The sequence below is a fragment of the Citrobacter sp. LJND-P06 genome, from assembly GCF_058188415.1.
In genome coordinates, this window is the sequence record NZ_CP187317.1 from 3,431,640 (window position 1) to 3,447,318 (window position 15,679).

At 51.8% G+C, this 15,679-nt stretch carries 14 protein-coding genes and 1 pseudogene; 3 read left to right on the forward strand and 12 right to left on the reverse strand.

Annotation, left to right across the window (positions count from 1 at the left end; all coding sequences use genetic code 11):
- Window positions 1-12: 12 nt before the first annotated feature.
- Entirely contained in the window at window positions 13-471 is a 459-nt protein-coding gene (gene decR / locus ACO7SM_RS16330) for a DNA-binding transcriptional regulator DecR (protein ID WP_490468401.1), read from the reverse strand.
- A gap of 115 nt (window positions 472-586) precedes the next feature.
- Between decR and ACO7SM_RS16335 the strand changes: the two genes are divergently transcribed.
- Window positions 587-1,639 (forward strand): PLP-dependent cysteine synthase family protein, encoded by a 1,053-nt coding sequence (locus tag ACO7SM_RS16335; RefSeq protein ID WP_490468402.1) that lies wholly within the window; start codon window positions 587-589, stop codon window positions 1,637-1,639.
- A 59-nt stretch (window positions 1,640-1,698) separates the two neighbouring features.
- Here the strand turns inward: ACO7SM_RS16335 and cof are convergent, their stop codons facing one another.
- Window positions 1,699-2,517 carry an HMP-PP phosphatase gene (cof, locus tag ACO7SM_RS16340; RefSeq protein WP_490468403.1) on the reverse strand — a complete coding sequence of 273 codons (819 nt, stop codon included), beginning with the start codon at window positions 2,515-2,517 and terminating at the stop codon, window positions 1,699-1,701.
- Between the two features lie 98 nt (window positions 2,518-2,615).
- On the opposite strand from cof, the gene ACO7SM_RS16345 reads away from it, so the two are divergent.
- Window positions 2,616-4,352, forward strand: coding sequence for an SgrR family transcriptional regulator (locus tag ACO7SM_RS16345; protein ID WP_490468404.1), 1,737 nt, complete (start codon window positions 2,616-2,618; stop codon window positions 4,350-4,352).
- A gap of 26 nt (window positions 4,353-4,378) precedes the next feature.
- Window positions 4,379-5,074 carry a 7-cyano-7-deazaguanine synthase QueC gene (queC, locus tag ACO7SM_RS16350; protein ID WP_490468405.1) on the forward strand — a complete coding sequence of 232 codons (696 nt, stop codon included), beginning with the start codon at window positions 4,379-4,381 and terminating at the stop codon, window positions 5,072-5,074.
- Here queC and ACO7SM_RS16355 read toward each other — a convergent pair.
- From ACO7SM_RS16355 to bolA, 10 genes and pseudogenes are all read right to left on the reverse strand, one after another.
- Window positions 5,014-5,178: pseudogene (locus ACO7SM_RS16355) on the reverse strand (hypothetical protein); the annotation flags it as partial. The gene queC and the pseudogene ACO7SM_RS16355 sit on opposite strands and share 61 nt — an antisense overlap.
- Before the next feature lie 4 nt (window positions 5,179-5,182).
- Window positions 5,183-5,581 carry a long-chain acyl-CoA thioesterase FadM gene (gene fadM, locus ACO7SM_RS16360; protein WP_490468406.1) on the reverse strand — a complete coding sequence of 133 codons (399 nt, stop codon included), beginning with the start codon at window positions 5,579-5,581 and terminating at the stop codon, window positions 5,183-5,185.
- Between the two features lie 103 nt (window positions 5,582-5,684).
- Window positions 5,685-6,059 carry a helix-hairpin-helix domain-containing protein gene (locus ACO7SM_RS16365; protein ID WP_490468407.1) on the reverse strand — a complete coding sequence of 125 codons (375 nt, stop codon included), beginning with the start codon at window positions 6,057-6,059 and terminating at the stop codon, window positions 5,685-5,687.
- Window positions 6,060-6,204: 145 nt separating this feature from the next.
- Window positions 6,205-8,079 carry a peptidylprolyl isomerase gene (gene ppiD / locus ACO7SM_RS16370; protein WP_490468408.1) on the reverse strand — a complete coding sequence of 625 codons (1,875 nt, stop codon included), beginning with the start codon at window positions 8,077-8,079 and terminating at the stop codon, window positions 6,205-6,207.
- 201 nt (window positions 8,080-8,280) lie between these two features.
- Entirely contained in the window at window positions 8,281-8,553 is a 273-nt protein-coding gene (gene hupB / locus ACO7SM_RS16375) for a nucleoid-associated protein HU-beta (RefSeq protein ID WP_003021629.1), read from the reverse strand.
- Between the two features lie 208 nt (window positions 8,554-8,761).
- Complete coding sequence (gene lon, locus ACO7SM_RS16380) at window positions 8,762-11,116, reverse strand: endopeptidase La (RefSeq protein ID WP_203358664.1); 2,355 nt, start codon at window positions 11,114-11,116, stop codon at window positions 8,762-8,764.
- A 184-nt stretch (window positions 11,117-11,300) separates the two neighbouring features.
- A complete protein-coding gene (gene clpX / locus ACO7SM_RS16385; protein ID WP_203358665.1) occupies window positions 11,301-12,575 on the reverse strand; it encodes an ATP-dependent protease ATP-binding subunit ClpX in 1,275 nt (424 codons plus the stop codon).
- A gap of 126 nt (window positions 12,576-12,701) precedes the next feature.
- Entirely contained in the window at window positions 12,702-13,325 is a 624-nt protein-coding gene (gene clpP, locus ACO7SM_RS16390) for an ATP-dependent Clp endopeptidase proteolytic subunit ClpP (RefSeq protein WP_003021624.1), read from the reverse strand.
- Window positions 13,326-13,572: 247 nt separating this feature from the next.
- Entirely contained in the window at window positions 13,573-14,871 is a 1,299-nt protein-coding gene (tig, locus tag ACO7SM_RS16395; RefSeq protein WP_490468409.1) for a trigger factor, read from the reverse strand.
- Between the two features lie 347 nt (window positions 14,872-15,218).
- A complete protein-coding gene (bolA, locus tag ACO7SM_RS16400) occupies window positions 15,219-15,536 on the reverse strand; it encodes a transcriptional regulator BolA (RefSeq protein WP_192611381.1) in 318 nt (105 codons plus the stop codon).
- Window positions 15,537-15,679 lie beyond the last annotated feature (143 nt).

The following is a 15,679-nucleotide window of genomic DNA, read 5'->3' on the forward strand; positions in this document are numbered from 1 at the left end:
GCGCCGGGAGAATTATTCAATGGGTAGAGCGGTAGTATATTTAATCTGTTCCATCGCAAAGCTTGATGTGACATCTGACAGTCCGGGAACACTGTTCACCAGACGTTTGTAGAAATCGTCATAGCGTTTCATGTCAGCCACCTGAACCCGCATCAGATAGTCGTATTCACCCGCCATGCGCCAAAAGCCCAGAACTTCCGGCATCCCGGTGACTTCGGTCACGAATCGACAGTACCATTCGCTGCTGTGATGCTGCGTTTTTATCAGCACAAAGGCCGTTAAGCCCAGCCCCAATTTTTCGGGGTCCAGCAACGCGACTTTGCCCACCAGAACACCGTCATCTTCCAGACGCTTCAGTCGTTTCCAGCAGGGTGTGGTGGTCAGATTAACGGCATCGGCTAGCGCCTGCAAAGAGAGGGTACAGTCCTGCTGCAGCAAGGCGAGCAGTTTACGGTCAATTTTATCTAACATGCCCACCTCACAGAGAAGAATTTTCTCCCTACATTCTATTTTAAAGGTTAAATGGCAACAATTTTTTCCGTGCTTTTCGCTAATCTGGGCACAAAATGACAAATGGAAAATACCGATGAATAACGCCTGGGTTAAAAACGCAATCAACGAAATTAACGCCGACTATCAGCGTTCAGCAGATACGCATCTTATCCGACTGTCGCTGCCTGCGTTCCCGGGGATTCAGCTCTATCTGAAAGATGAAAGTACACACCCCACCGGCAGTCTGAAACATCGACTGGCTCGTTCACTGTTCCTGTACGGACTGTGTAATGGCTGGATCAAAGAAGGCACGCCAATCATTGAATCATCCTCCGGTTCAACCGCGGTTTCCGAAGCGTATTTCGCCCGGCTTCTGGGGCTGCCTTTTATCGCTGTCATGCCATCCTGCACGGCAAAACGCAAAGTTGAACAAATAGAGTTTTACGGCGGCCGCTGCCATTTTGTTGAAAGCGCCTGCGAAATTTACGCCGCCTCAGAACACCTGGCGCGTGAACTGAATGGTCACTATATGGATCAGTTCACCTATGCTGAACGCGCTACCGACTGGCGCGGGAATAACAACATTGCCGACAGTATTTTTCGCCAGATGCAGTGCGAGCCAAACCCGGTGCCCAGACACATTATTATGAGCGCAGGCACGGGCGGGACTTCAGCCACCATTGGCCGCTACATTCGCTGCCAGGGCTACGACACGCGTCTGATGGTCGTTGACCCGGAAAACTCGGTCTTTTTACCCTACTGGCAGGAACGTGATGCCGCATTGCGCAGTCCGGTCGGCAGTAAAATCGAAGGTATCGGCCGCCCACGCGTGGAGCCGTCGTTCATTCCGGACGTGGTGGATGAGATGTTACGTGTGCCGGATGCTGCCAGTATCGCCACCGCGCACTGGCTGGAAACGCAGTTGGGTCGTAAAGTGGGCGCCTCAACCGGCACCAATATGTGGGGAACGCTGCAACTCGCGGCCCGTATGCGCGATGCCGGAGAAACCGGTTCTCTCGTGACGTTGCTGTGCGACAGCGGCGAACGTTATCTCGACACCTACTACAACCCGCAATGGGTCAGCGCACATATCGGCGATTTAGCGCCGTGGCAGGCGGAACTTGCCGGGATGCTGAACGTCCGCTAAGCCCGTATAAAAAAAGCCAGACAATGAGTACTCATGTCTGGCTTGCTGGAAGGGATCTCTCATTCGGGGGAATAAGGTAGATGTGGATTATCCAGCCAATGTGTTAAATAGTGAGAGACTGCCTGATTACGGCAATGCCCAATCACCGATAAATGAGGTAGCTCGGCAATCAACTGCGGCATGGCGTTACCCATGATCAAACCGCGCCCGACGCTCCCCAGCATTTCGCGATCGTTCATGGCATCGCCAAACGCCATACACTCCGCCAGGGTAAAGCCCAGATGATTGCTCAGTACCGTCAGGGCGGCGCCTTTATTGCAGCCCAGAGGTAAAACTTCCAGGCAATCGACCGCGGAAAAGCAGAGGTTTGCCCGCTCGCCCAGCGCGTCGTTTAATTGAATACGAAGCCGGATCAGGGAGTCGTGATCGCCACAGAAACAGATCTTCGTCACCTGATGAGCCGGGATCCGTTTGACATCCACAATCTGATACCGAAAACCGCTATAGACATGCGCGTGCAACATCGACGGGATTTCCGCTCCCGTGAACCAGCCGTTGTCATTGAAAATATGCATGCTGGCCTGCGTGTCCCACGCCTGATGCAGCACAATATCCGCGATGTCCGGGTCAAGATCCTGGCGATGCAAAACCTCGCCCTCCAGCGAATGAACGCGCGTGCCGTTACCGGTTATCAGGAAGGCTTCCAGCGAAAACGAGCCCAAAATATGCTGCATCTCCAGCACATGTCGCCCCGTCGCAAAGGTCAGGGTAATGTCGCGTTCACGCAATCGCGCCAGAGTTGAAAGGGTTTCATCGCCCAAATGGTGGTTTGGCATCAGTAGCGTGCCATCCATATCAAATGCTGCCAGACGAGCCATCTCTTTCTCCACTCTGTGACACGGTTAACTTGTGGTTCAGTATCACCTGAGATATACGGAAGTAATAGTGAATAGATAAAAGGAATTGTTCCGGGTTTATGCGACTGCTTAATCGACTCAAACAATACCAGCGCCTCTGGCAACCTTCCGCTGGCGAACCTCAGTTTGTTACCGTGAGCGAACTGGCTGAACGCTGTTTTTGCAGCGAACGTCATGTACGAACACTGCTTCGCCAGTCGCAGGACGCAGGATGGCTGACGTGGGAGTCGCAGTCCGGGCGGGGTAAACGCGGGCAACTCCGCTTTTTGGTCACGCCGGAATCATTGCGCAATACCATGATGGAGCAAGCGCTGGAGAAAGGGCAGCAACTCAATGTGCTGGAGCTGGCGCAACTGGCGCCAGGCGAACTGCGCACAATGTTGCAACCGTTTATGGGCGGGCAATGGCAAAACGATACGCCGACGCTACGTATTCCCTATTATCGCCCGCTTGATCCACTCCAACCGGGATTTCTCCCCGGGCGCGCGGAACAACATCTCGCCGGGCAGATTTTTTCCGGATTAACCCGTTTCGACAGTCATAATCAGCGCCCGTGTGGCGATCTGGCGCATCACTGGGATGTCTCCCCCGACGGTTTACGCTGGGATTTTTATATTCGCTCTACGCTCTACTGGCATAATGGCGATGTGGTGGCAACCTCGCAGCTACATGAACAACTGCTGATGCTGCTCAACCTCCCGGCGCTCAATAAGCTGTTCATTAGCGTGAAGCGTATTGAGAAAAGCCACCCGCAATGTCTGACGTTCATTCTGCATCGACCTGATTACTGGCTGGCGCACCGCCTGGCGAGCTACTGCAGCCGTCTGGCGCATCCACAATTACCACTGGTCGGTACAGGCCCTTTTCGGCTGGCATTATTTACGCCGGAGCTGGTTCGCCTTGAAAGTCACGACCATTTTCATCGGAGCCACCCGCTGCTAAAGGCAGTTGAATACTGGATAACACCGCAGCTTTTTGCACAAGACCTGGGAACCAGTTGCCGTCACCCGGTGCAGATAGCGATCGGGAAACGTGAAGAACTGACCACGCTCACTCAGGTAAGTAGCGGAATCAGCCTCGGATTTTGTTATTTAACCCTCAAGAAAGGGCCGGGGCTGAGTCTGCAACAGGCGAGAAGATTGGTGGATATCATCCATCACACATCGCTCCTGCAAACGCTGCCTGTTGATGAAAATTTGATTACGCCAAGCCAGGCGTTGCTGCCCGACTGGAGCATACCCCAGTGGGAAGGTCTGGATGAGGTAGAACTGCCGGAAAGACTCACGCTGGTCTACCATCTGCCCGTTGAACTGCATACCATGGCAGAACAGCTCAAACACTATCTGTCCGCGCTCGGCTGCGAATTAACGCTTATTTTTCATAACGCTAAGAACTGGGACAACAGCGCTATTCTGGCATATGCCGATTTGATGATGGGCGACCGACTCATTGGCGAAGCGCCAGAGTACACGCTTGAGCAATGGCTACGCTGCGATCAGCTATGGCCGCATGTCTTAGACGCGCCCGCCTTCTCCCATCTACAGGCAACGCTGGATGCGCTACAGGTTCAACCCGACGAAAAAGATCGTAATGCTGCACTTGCGCAGGTGTTCGCAAATCTGATGAATGATGCCACGCTCACACCACTCTTCAATTATCACTATCGCATTAGCGCACCGCCGGGCGTCAATGGAGTCCGGTTGAACGCACGAGGCTGGTTTGACTTCACCGAAGCATGGCTGCCGCCCCCTCGTCATGAAGAAGCTGGTCGGCGTCCTCCTCAGACGCTACCATAGCGTTTTATCATTTGTCTGGATAAGCCATGAAACGTGCCGTCGTAGTATTCAGTGGGGGTCAGGACTCCACAACCTGCCTGGCGCAAGCACTACATCAATATGATGAAGTCCATTGCGTCACCTTTGATTATGGTCAGCGCCATCGCGCTGAGATTGATGTCGCACGTGACCTGGCTTTAAAACTCGGTGCCCGTTCGCACAAAGTGCTCGATGTCACGCTACTGAACGAACTGGCGGTCAGCAGCCTGACTCGCGACAACATTCCGGTGCCGGACTACGAACCGGACGCGGATGGCATTCCCAACACCTTCGTGCCTGGGCGCAATATCCTGTTTTTGACGCTGGCGGCCATCTACGCCTACCAGGTAAAAGCCGAGGCAGTGATCACCGGTGTGTGTGAAACGGATTTCTCCGGTTATCCCGATTGTCGCGATGAGTTTGTCAAAGCGCTAAATCACGCGGTTAGCCTGGGGATGGCAAAGGATATCCGCTTTGAAACGCCGTTGATGTGGATTGATAAAGCCGAAACCTGGGCGCTGGCCGATTACTGGGGCAAACTGGAACTCGTCCGTCAGGAGACGTTGACCTGCTATAACGGGATCAAAGGCGACGGCTGTGGACACTGTGCCGCCTGTACCCTGCGAGCGAACGGACTGACCCACTATCTGGCAGATAAACCCGCAGTCATGGCGGCGATGAAGCAAAAAACCGGACTGAAGTAATTTCTCCCGGTTTTGCCAGGTGACGGCGTAAACACCTTATCCGGCCTACTCGTTACGCAAGATGAACATGTAGGCCTGATAAGCGCAGCGCCATCAGGCAATAAGACGTTACTGAACCATCTGTTCCAGTTTTTCGCGTAACTCGCCTTCCAGCGGCAGCGCTTTCTGCGTTTTCAAATCAATACATACAAACGTAATCTGCGCATCCGCCACGACTTGCCCTTCTGGCTCCAACGTAATGACCTGACTTAACACACCGCTCTTCCCGTTGATTTGTTGCACCTGACTGGTCACGGTCAGCAAGTCACTCAGCACCGCCGGGCGACGGTAGTTAATATTGATGTTTACCACCACAAAAGCGATGTTATGGGCCGTCATCCACTGAAAGCTGTCGCTGTTTTCCAGGCCGTCCCAGCGCGCCTCTTCCAGAAACTCAAGATAGCGGGCATTGTTGACATGCTGATAGACATCAAGATGATAACCACGGACTTTAATCTGTGTTTGCATAGCGCAGAAACCTTAGTGTGTTTTTATGGGTAAGATGACTGTATAGAGGCCACAACTGGTATGACCTCTATAGCATGGCAAATTTTTGCCACTACGCAAGTTATTAAAGTGTTAAAACCGCCAGGTTACGTTCCACCAGCGAACTCCCCATCCCTGGCACCTGTTTTAAATCATCAACGGTTTTAAACGGGCCGTACTCTTCCCGGTAGCTGACGATAGCCTGCGCCTTTTTCAACCCAACACCATTCATTGCCCGCGCTAACGCCTCTGCTGAAGCGGTATTGATACTCACCCTGGTACCCTCTTCATCGCTGGCTTTCGCAGGGGCTGACGCTTTAGTTTGCGCCGTAGCAGGTGCTTCAGCCTTGGTTTGTACAGCCGGATTTTTTGCCGCTGACTCAGCGGCAAGCGAGCTGCCTGTCACGCCAGTACAGGTCAGGGACAGCGCTACCAGCAAAGTTTTGATTCCACGTTTCATACTGTTTCTCCTTGTTTATTAACAGCGAAGCCACGATAACGGCACGAAGAAACAGGTACAAACGACAAATATCAGAAATGGAAAAGGCCGCGAAAGCGGCCTTTGGGGATTACAATTTTTTGCAAGTTTTTGCGAAGCGTCTCGATTACTGCTGCTGTTCCAGCGCATCACCCACTTTAATTTTCGCCGCTTTACGCAGGTTACTCATCAGTGCTTCAAAGACAATTTGCGCATTGTTCTGGGTGATCCCCTGAACCATCGCTTTTTTCTGTTCTTCCGGCATTGAACCCGCTTTCACTGCATCCAGCGCCAGCAGAACCACGTTACCCTGCATGTCATTGGCAACACCGTAGACAGGCTTATCTTTCGCTGGCAGGCTCAGACCAAACGCAGCCTGGCTCACCGGATCCTGACCCGTACGGCTCAGCGTTTTAGACTCACCAAAGCTCAGACCCGCCGCTTTCATCGCCTCATCGCCTTTACCGGCTTTCAGCTCAACCAGCAGTTTGTCGGCATCCAGCTTCGCCTGTTGCACCGCTTTGTTGTGCTTAACCAGCGCAGTCACCTGCTCCTTCACTTCAGCCAGCGGTTTAACCGCTTCTGCTTTGTGCTCAGCAACACGCAGTATGAAAGCACGATCGCCATCAACGGTGATAACGTCGGAGTTGTTCCCCGGCGTACCGTTCTGCCCCACCAGGCCACCGTGAAAGATCGCATCAGAAACCGGTTTGAAATTCAGTTCTTCCGGCAAGCTGTCGTGACTAAACCAACCGGTCATAACTGCTTTCATGCCAGCGGCCTGTTCTGCGCCCGCCAGAGATTCGTTGTCATTGCTCGCCGCATCGCTCACTTTCTGCTGCAACGCATAGTACGCATCCAGTGCTTTTTCTTGCTTCACTTTCGCGGCAATGTCGTCGCGCGCTTCGCTCAGCGGTTTGACTTTTGCAGGCTGGACGTCATCCAGACGAGCCACCAGATAACCGACAGACGATTTGATGACACCGGACAACTGGCCTTTTTCTTTCAGGCCGGCATTTTTCAGCTCATCTGGCGTCGTGGCGTCTTCCAGCCACCCCATATCGCCACCGTTACGGGCCGAAATGATGTCAGCGGATTTCTCTTTCGCCAGGGCAGCAAAATCACCGCCTTTGTTCAGCGCATCCAGTACTGCTTTCGCGTCATCTTCCGTTTTAGTCTGAATGATGCTGTAACGGTTACGCTGCGGCTGAGTGAACTGATCCTGGTGCTGGTCATAATATGCCTGGATATCGGCATCGCTGGCCGTCTCCTGCATCGCTGCGGCATCCAGTTTGATATAGCTCACGCGGAACTGCTCCGGCGTCATAAAGCTATTTTTATTCTGCTCGTAGTAGCTGGAAACTTCCTGATCGGTCACCTGCTGCTTCGCCGCCAGGGCATTCACATCGATCGTTGCTTCACGAACGACACGCTGCTGGGCAACCAATTCCGCCAGTTCGTTAGTTTCGCCTTTCAGCATAAACTCAGTGCCTGCAACGCCGTTGATCACCTGTTGCGTCGTCAGTTGGTTACGCAGCGCCTGGGCGTATTGATCGGCCGTCATTCCCATTTTGTTAACAATCGCGTTATAGCGGTTGTTATCAAATTTACCGTCGACCTGGAAGGCTGGCGTGGTAAAGATAGCCTGCTTGACCTGCTCATCGCTGATGTTCAGTTTGAGTTCGCGTGAATACTGGTCCAGCAGCGCTTCGTCGATAAGACGGTTCAGCGTCTGCTGACGCAGCGTTTTCATGTAGCTTTCGTTCGCTGCCAGTTCAGAGAACTGCTCGCCTAACTGTTGCTGCATGCGGTTGCGTTCATTGTTAAACGCATTCTCAAACTGCCCGCGGCTGATTTCCTGGCCATTCACTTTTGCGGCGTAGTTATCGCTTCCGCCAATCAGGTAACCACTCACGCCGGTCAAAATGAACGACACGATAATGATACCGAAAATAATCTTGAGCACGAGACTGTTAGCAGCCGTGCGTAAGTTGTCCATCATGGTGTAACCACACTCCGCTGTAGGTGATGTAAAACCTCACGCAGCATAGCGTTTCCAGAACGCTGCGCGGAAAGACCTATTGTGACAAGAAACGAGGGCAATTGTCAGCCCACAACGTGTAGAAAATCGGTTCAAAAATAAAAAAGGCACATCAAATGATGCGCCCTTGTACTGTCTCCCATCCCCGGAAGGGGATCACGCTTAGTTTACCGCGTCTTTCAGCGCTTTACCTGCACGGAAACCCGGCACTTTAGCAGCAGCAATGGTGATCTCTTTACCTGTTTGCGGGTTGCGACCAGTACGGGCAGCACGCTCTTTAACAGCAAAAGTACCAAAACCTACCAGTGCAACATCATCCCCTTCTTTCAGAGACTCAGTAACAGAAGCAATAATTGCATCTAACGCACGTCCAGCAGCAGCCTTAGAGATATCAGCCCCTGCAGCAATTTTGTCGATCAGTTGAGATTTATTCACTCTTCTCTTCCTCTTTATAATTTATATCGCACCAGAATCCTTCAAAGTGCGACCGCGCAGCAGTTATATCAGGCCTGCCATAACCTTACAACACCCGTGAATGATGGCAAGCCTAATTCAGCATCTAAGTTAGCGATACAAAAAAAGGCTGGCAAGTCCGAAATGGCCTGCCAGCCCTGTTTTTATTAGCGCTCTTTGCGCGAGGTCACTATTTTGCGGTTACAACCTGAATGCCTGAGGGTTCATTTTGCAGCGCAAGCGCCAGAACTTCCTCAATACGTTTTACCGGGTGAATATCAAGATCGGCAATAACGTTGTCCGGGATCTCTTCCAGGTCACGTTTATTTTCGTCAGGAATTAACACGGTTTTGATCCCGCCACGGTGCGCAGCCAGCAGTTTTTCCTTCAAACCACCGATAGGCAGCACCTGACCACGCAGGGTTATCTCACCGGTCATTGCCACATCAGCGCGAACCGGGTTACCGGTCAGACAGGAAACCAGCGCGGTACACATCGCAATACCGGCACTCGGGCCGTCTTTCGGCGTCGCACCTTCTGGTACGTGAACGTGGATATCGCGTTTCTCGTAAAAGTCCGGATTAATACCCAGTTTTTCCGCACGCGCACGCACCACCGTCAGCGCAGCCTGAATAGACTCTTGCATGACTTCGCCCAGAGAACCGGTATAGGTGAGTTTCCCTTTACCCGGTACACAGGCCGTTTCGATGGTCAGCAGATCACCGCCTACTTCAGTCCACGCCAGACCCGTCACCTGACCCACGCGATTTTCGCTGTCCGCACGACCATAGTCGAAGCGCTGTACACCGAGGTAGTCGTGCAGGTTATCGCCATTGATCTCAATGTGTTTCAGTGATTTGTCCAGCAGCAACTGCTTAACGGCTTTACGGCACAATTTGGAGATTTCACGCTCCAGGCTACGCACGCCCGCTTCACGGGTGTAGTAACGAATAATGCCAATAATGGCGCTATCATCGACCGTCAATTCACCTTTTTTCAGTGCGTTACGCTCAATTTGCTTCGGCAGCAGGTGACGCTTCGCAATGTTCAGTTTCTCGTCTTCGGTATAACCGGACAGACGGATCACTTCCATACGATCCAGCAGCGGCGCCGGAATGTTCATGGAGTTAGAGGTCGCGACAAACATCACGTCACTGAGATCGTAGTCCACTTCCAGATAGTGGTCGCTGAACGCCACGTTCTGTTCAGGATCCAGTACTTCAAGCAATGCAGAAGCAGGATCGCCACGCATGTCGGACGACATTTTGTCGATCTCATCCAGCAGGAACAGCGGGTTTTTAACCCCCACTTTCGCCATTTTCTGGATCAGTTTGCCCGGCATTGAGCCGATATACGTACGACGGTGACCGCGAATTTCGGCTTCATCACGCACGCCGCCCAGCGCCATACGGATGTATTTGCGCCCGGTCGCTTTCGCAATAGACTGACCCAGAGAGGTTTTACCTACCCCCGGCGGCCCCACCAGACACAGGATTGGCCCCTTGATTTTGTTCACACGGCTTTGTACCGCGAGGTATTCAAGGATGCGGTCTTTCACGCGTTCCAGACCGTAATGATCGGTGTCGAGGATTTCTTGCGCCTGACGCAGATCTTTTTTGACCTTGCTACGCGCATTCCACGGAACCTGCACCATCCAGTCGATATAGCCGCGCACCACGGTCGCTTCTGCCGACATCGGAGACATCATTTTCAGCTTCTGCAGTTCTGCTTCCGCTTTCTCTTTTGCCTCTTTCGGCATTTTCGCCGCGTCGATTTTGCGTTTCAGCGCTTCGTTTTCATCCGGCGCGTCGTCCATTTCGCCGAGTTCTTTCTGAATAGCTTTCATTTGCTCGTTCAGATAGTACTCGCGCTGAGATTTCTCCATCTGCTTTTTCACACGGTTGCGAATGCGTTTCTCAACCTGCAGCAGATCGATTTCGGACTCCATCATCGCCATCAGATATTCCAGACGTTCGTTGACGTCGGACATTTCCAGCACAGATTGCTTGTCTGCCAGTTTCAGCGGCATGTGCGCAGCGATGGTGTCAGCCAGACGGGCAGGATCGTCAATGCTATTGAGCGATGTCAGCACTTCTGGCGGAATTTTTTTGTTCAGTTTGATGTAGCCTTCGAACTGGCTAATCGCGGTGCGTACCAGCACTTCCTGCTCGCGCTCGTCAATGGCAGGCGACTCGAGGTACTCTGCCTTCGCAGAGAAATGCTCGCCATTGTCCGACAGCGCAGAAATACGCGCGCGCTGTAACCCCTCGACCAGAACCTTTACGGTACCGTCAGGCAGTTTCAACATCTGCAAAATAGAGGCCACGGTCCCGACGGTGAAAAGATCGTTTACACCCGGCTCATCCGTTGATGCTTCTTTCTGGGCGACCAGCATGATTTTTTTATCATGGTCCATAGCCGCTTCCAGACAACGGATAGATTTTTCCCGCCCTACAAATAAGGGTATGACCATGTGCGGATAAACCACCACATCGCGCAACGGCAATACGGGGATTTCAATGCGTTCAGAACGCTCAGGATTCATAGAGCTCTCTCTTAGTTTAGTGTCCGCCAGGTAATCTGGTTATGCGACTGTGTTTCACACAACCATTAACATGTAAGCAGTATATGGGGATGTTTCCCATACATTCAACGGCATGTTTACAGGAAAAATAAAAGGGGGGATAAAATCCCCCCTTTTTGATTAACTGATTGTATGAAATGGCTAATTATTCACCAGATGCTTGCTGCGCTTCTGGCTTACCATAAATCAGCAACGGCTTGCTCTGGCCGCCGATGACGGACTCATCGATCACCACTTTTTCAACATCTTCCATTGAAGGCAGATCGTACATCGTGTCGAGCAGAGCGGCTTCTACGATAGAACGCAGGCCACGCGCCCCGGTTTTACGCGCCATCGCTTTACGGGCGATAGCGTCCAGCGCTTCATCACGGAATTCTAAATCTACGCCTTCGAGATTAAACAGCGCCTGATACTGCTTGGTCAGCGCGTTTTTCGGCTCTTTCAGAATCTGGATCAGCGCTTCTTCGCTCAGTTCGTTCAGCGTTGCGACGACCGGCAGACGACCAATGAACTCAGGGATCAGACCGAATTTGATCAGATCTTCTGGCTCAACCTGCGACAGCAGTTCGCCTTCGCTGGCCTTATCAGACTTCGCTTTCACCGTCGCACCAAAACCAATGCCCGACCCGGTTTCCACACGATGGGAGATAACCTTATCCAGCCCCGCAAACGCACCGCCACAGATAAACAGAATCTTAGAGGTATCAACCTGCAAGAATTCCTGCTGCGGGTGTTTACGACCGCCCTGCGGCGGAACCGCGGCAACCGTCCCTTCGATCAGTTTCAACAGTGCCTGCTGTACGCCTTCACCGGAAACATCACGGGTAATGGACGGGTTGTCTGATTTACGGGAAATCTTGTCGATTTCATCGATGTAGACAATACCGCGCTGTGCTTTCTGCACGTCGTAGTCGCATTTCTGCAACAGCTTCTGAATGATGTTCTCAACATCCTCACCCACATAACCCGCTTCGGTCAGGGTGGTGGCATCGGCCATGGTGAACGGTACGTCCAACAGGCGCGCCAGCGTTTCGGCCAGCAACGTTTTCCCGGAACCCGTTGGACCAATCAGCAGAATGTTACTTTTGCCCAACTCGATGCCATTGCTGGTATCGCCGTTGCGCAGACGTTTGTAATGGTTGTATACCGCGACCGCCAACACTTTTTTCGCCTGCTCCTGGCCGATAACATAATCGTCCAGGTGATTGCGAATTTCATGCGGCGTCGGCAGCGCACTACGCTCACGGTGCGGTGCCACTTCCTTAATCTCTTCGCGAATGATGTCGTTACATAAATCAACACATTCGTCGCAGATATACACGGATGGACCGGCGATCAGCTTACGCACTTCATGCTGGCTTTTGCCGCAAAAAGAGCAGTACAACAATTTGCCCGAGCCATCTTTGCGTTTATCTGTCATGAGTCAAAACCTCTTCTTTGTTCTTTGTGCCGCACACGACGACGCAAATGCCATTCTCAGGCGCAAGTCGCTTATCAGCGTTGTGCCGCCCTTAGATATTATAGCGGCACACTTGCGCCCTGGGCATCAATTACGATGGGTCAAAATCGAGTCGACTAATCCATACTCCACCGCTTCAGAAGCGGAGAGGAAGCGATCGCGCTCAGTATCACGCTCAATCTGCTCAAGAGATTGACCCGTATGGTGCGCCATAAGTTCATTCATGCGCCCTTTCACTTTCAGAATTTCACGGGCATGAATTTCAATATCCGTCGCCTGGCCCTGGTAACCGCCCAGAGGCTGGTGGATCATGACGCGAGAATTCGGCAGGCAGAAACGTTTACCTTTTGCGCCTGCAGTCAGCAAGAACGCCCCCATTGAGGCCGCCTGGCCCATACAAATGGTGCTGACGTCCGGCTTGATGAACTGCATGGTGTCATAGATAGACATCCCTGCGGTAATCACCCCGCCAGGGGAGTTGATGTACAGATAGATATCTTTTTCCGGGTTTTCCGCTTCCAGGAACAGCATCTGCGCCACAATCAGGTTAGCCATGTGGTCTTCAACCTGGCCGGTCAGGAAAATGACACGTTCCTTAAGTAGACGAGAATAGATATCAAAAGAGCGCTCACCACGTGAGGTCTGTTCAATGACCATCGGCACCAGCGCCATATGGGGTGCAAAGTTATCTCGTTCGCCGCTGTATGACATTTCCGTCTCCTGGATAAAAAATGAAAAAACCTGCTGTACCGATTGTAACCTTATGGACGGATTATCAGCTAGTCCCTCTGTTATGGGTACGGCATCGCCATAATTCAAGCATAACAATCTTTTGTTGTAACGCTAACACTGAAACGCTGTTTTCGCACTCTTCCCATGCAAAATGCGTGACAAAAAAAAACCCGCCACCGGGCGGTGACGGGCTTTTGTGCGAATTTCGCGCTATTTAAGCAACGAATTACGCCTGCTGGTTCATCAGCTCGTTGAAGGAAGTGGCTTTTTCAGTCACTTTCGCTTTCGCCAGAACGGCTTCAACAGCTTGTTCTTCCAGAGCGACGTTACGCATGTTGTCCATCAGCTCTTTGTTTTTGCTGTAGAACTCAACAACTTCTGTCGGATCTTCGTAAGCAGAAGCCATCTCTTCGATCAGGCCTTTAACACGCTCTTCGTCAGCTTTCAGCTCGTTGGTACGAATCACTTCGCCCAGTAGCAGGCCAACAACAACGCGGCGCTTAGCCTGTTCTTCGAACAGTTCACGCGGCAGTTCCAGAGCTTGTTTCTCGTTGCCACCGAAACGCTGAGCAGCCTGACGACGCAGAATGTCGATTTCGCTGTCGATCAGTGCAGCAGGAACGTCGATGTCATTCGCTTTTACCAGACCTTCGATAGCCTGAGATTTAACACGGTTACGTACCGCGCCTTTCAGCTCGCGATCCATGTTTTTACGAACTTCAGCACGCAGACCTTCTACGGAACCATCTTCAACGCCAAAACGTTTGATGAATTCTGCAGTCAGTTCCGGCAGCTCACGCTCTTCAACTTTTTTCAGGTTGATAACGAATTTAGCCGCTTTACCTTTCAGGTTTTCAGCGTGGTATTCTTCCGGGAAGGTCACGTCGATGGTGAACTCTTCGCCCGCTTTGTGACCTTTGATACCGTCTTCGAAGCCCGGGATCATACGACCCTGGCCCATTGCCAGTACGAAGTCAGTCGCTTTACCGCCTTCGAATTCTTCACCGTCTACAGAACCGGTGAAATCGACAGTAACACGGTCTTCTGCATCAACAGCGCCGTCTTTATCTTTCCAGGTCGCCTGCTGCTTACGCAGAGTATCCAGCATCACATCAACGTCAGCGTCAGTTACTTCAACAACCGGTTTTTCAACTTCGATTGCATCCAGACCTGACAGCTCAACTTCCGGATAGACTTCAAATTCTACCGCGTAGGTGAAGTCTTCGCCCAGCTTGTATTCGCCCGGAACATAGTTCGGAGCACCCGCCGGGTTGATTTTTTCTTTGATGATCGCGTCAACGAAGTGACGGCTCATCAGGTCACCCAGAACGTCCTGGCGAACAGAAGCGCCATAACGCTGAGCAACAACATTCATCGGTACTTTGCCCTTACGGAAGCCGTCAATACGTACTTTCTTCGCTACGTTGACCAGCTCGCTTTTCACAGCGGTCTCGATGCTGTCAGCAGCGATTGTAATCGTTACACGGCGGCCAAGGCCTTGAGTGGTTTCAACTGAAACTTGCATCTTGTTACCTCAAAAAATCACAGTGCTCGGTCAACTCTACTCCGCAAGCACAGGTTGTTAGCTTAGCGGAACTGGGATGTTCTCTTAATCAATCACATTCCCTGTCGTCAGAATCATCCCGAAGACATTCCGAAAAATAAGACGCCGCATTATAGCGGCATCACTTTTATGAGTCGAGAACGGTTATCGCGCGTTGCTGCGGCTTTTTTCACAATTCCCGGCTAATTTTGGTCTGAATACTGTACTGCGCGTTCAAAATTCAGACAAAACAAAACGGCCCGCAGGCCGTTTTCACATAATCTGTAGCAACATACTGGAAAAGCGTCAGTTGTTGCAAATGCGTTTTTCTACGCGATGCTTCCCGCTCCACGACAGGGAGGCGACGCGAATATCGTATCCTGCAATCCTTCCCACTCCTTAATGGTGTAGGTATGCAGCGCCAGCGCATGTACGGTTGTGGAGAGTTCCGCCGTTAACGTACCGTAAATCATCCGATGACGATTAAGAAAACGTTCGCCAATGAAGCGATCGCTGACCAGCACAACTTTAAAATGGCTTTCAGAGCCTGCCGGAACATTGTGACGATAGCTTTCATCCACAACTTCAAGGAACACGGGTTGGAACGTTGTCCTTAATTTTTCTTCTATTTGCTCACGTATCATCATGAAATATCTCCTCCGACAACGCTGAGATGTCACCCATCCCTTTAAATACTAGCCGCTTTTACCGCTTCCATTACACTCTTACAACAAAAATTTAGCGTTCGTCTGATTTTCTCATTCAAACGTATGAAGTTTACTGACTTACC

Bases quoted from the DNA above. Each gene is read 5' to 3' on its own strand.
- tig (WP_490468409.1), bottom strand. From the start codon at position 14,871: ATGCAAGTTTCAGTTGAAACCACTCAAGGCCTTGGCCGCCGTGTAACG.
- clpP (WP_003021624.1), bottom strand. From the start codon at position 13,325: ATGTCATACAGCGGCGAACGAGATAACTTTGCACCCCATATGGCGCTG.
- ACO7SM_RS16335 (WP_490468402.1), top strand. From the start codon at position 587: ATGAATAACGCCTGGGTTAAAAACGCAATCAACGAAATTAACGCCGAC.
- fadM (WP_490468406.1), bottom strand. From the start codon at position 5,581: ATGCAAACACAGATTAAAGTCCGTGGTTATCATCTTGATGTCTATCAG.
- ACO7SM_RS16345 (WP_490468404.1), top strand. From the start codon at position 2,616: ATGCGACTGCTTAATCGACTCAAACAATACCAGCGCCTCTGGCAACCT.
- ACO7SM_RS16365 (WP_490468407.1), bottom strand. From the start codon at position 6,059: ATGAAACGTGGAATCAAAACTTTGCTGGTAGCGCTGTCCCTGACCTGT.
- queC (WP_490468405.1), top strand. From the start codon at position 4,379: ATGAAACGTGCCGTCGTAGTATTCAGTGGGGGTCAGGACTCCACAACC.
- bolA (WP_192611381.1), bottom strand. From the start codon at position 15,536: ATGATGATACGTGAGCAAATAGAAGAAAAATTAAGGACAACGTTCCAA.
- cof (WP_490468403.1), bottom strand. From the start codon at position 2,517: ATGGCTCGTCTGGCAGCATTTGATATGGATGGCACGCTACTGATGCCA.
- clpX (WP_203358665.1), bottom strand. From the start codon at position 12,575: ATGACAGATAAACGCAAAGATGGCTCGGGCAAATTGTTGTACTGCTCT.
- decR (WP_490468401.1), bottom strand. From the start codon at position 471: ATGTTAGATAAAATTGACCGTAAACTGCTCGCCTTGCTGCAGCAGGAC.
- lon (WP_203358664.1), bottom strand. From the start codon at position 11,116: ATGAATCCTGAGCGTTCTGAACGCATTGAAATCCCCGTATTGCCGTTG.
- ppiD (WP_490468408.1), bottom strand. From the start codon at position 8,079: ATGATGGACAACTTACGCACGGCTGCTAACAGTCTCGTGCTCAAGATT.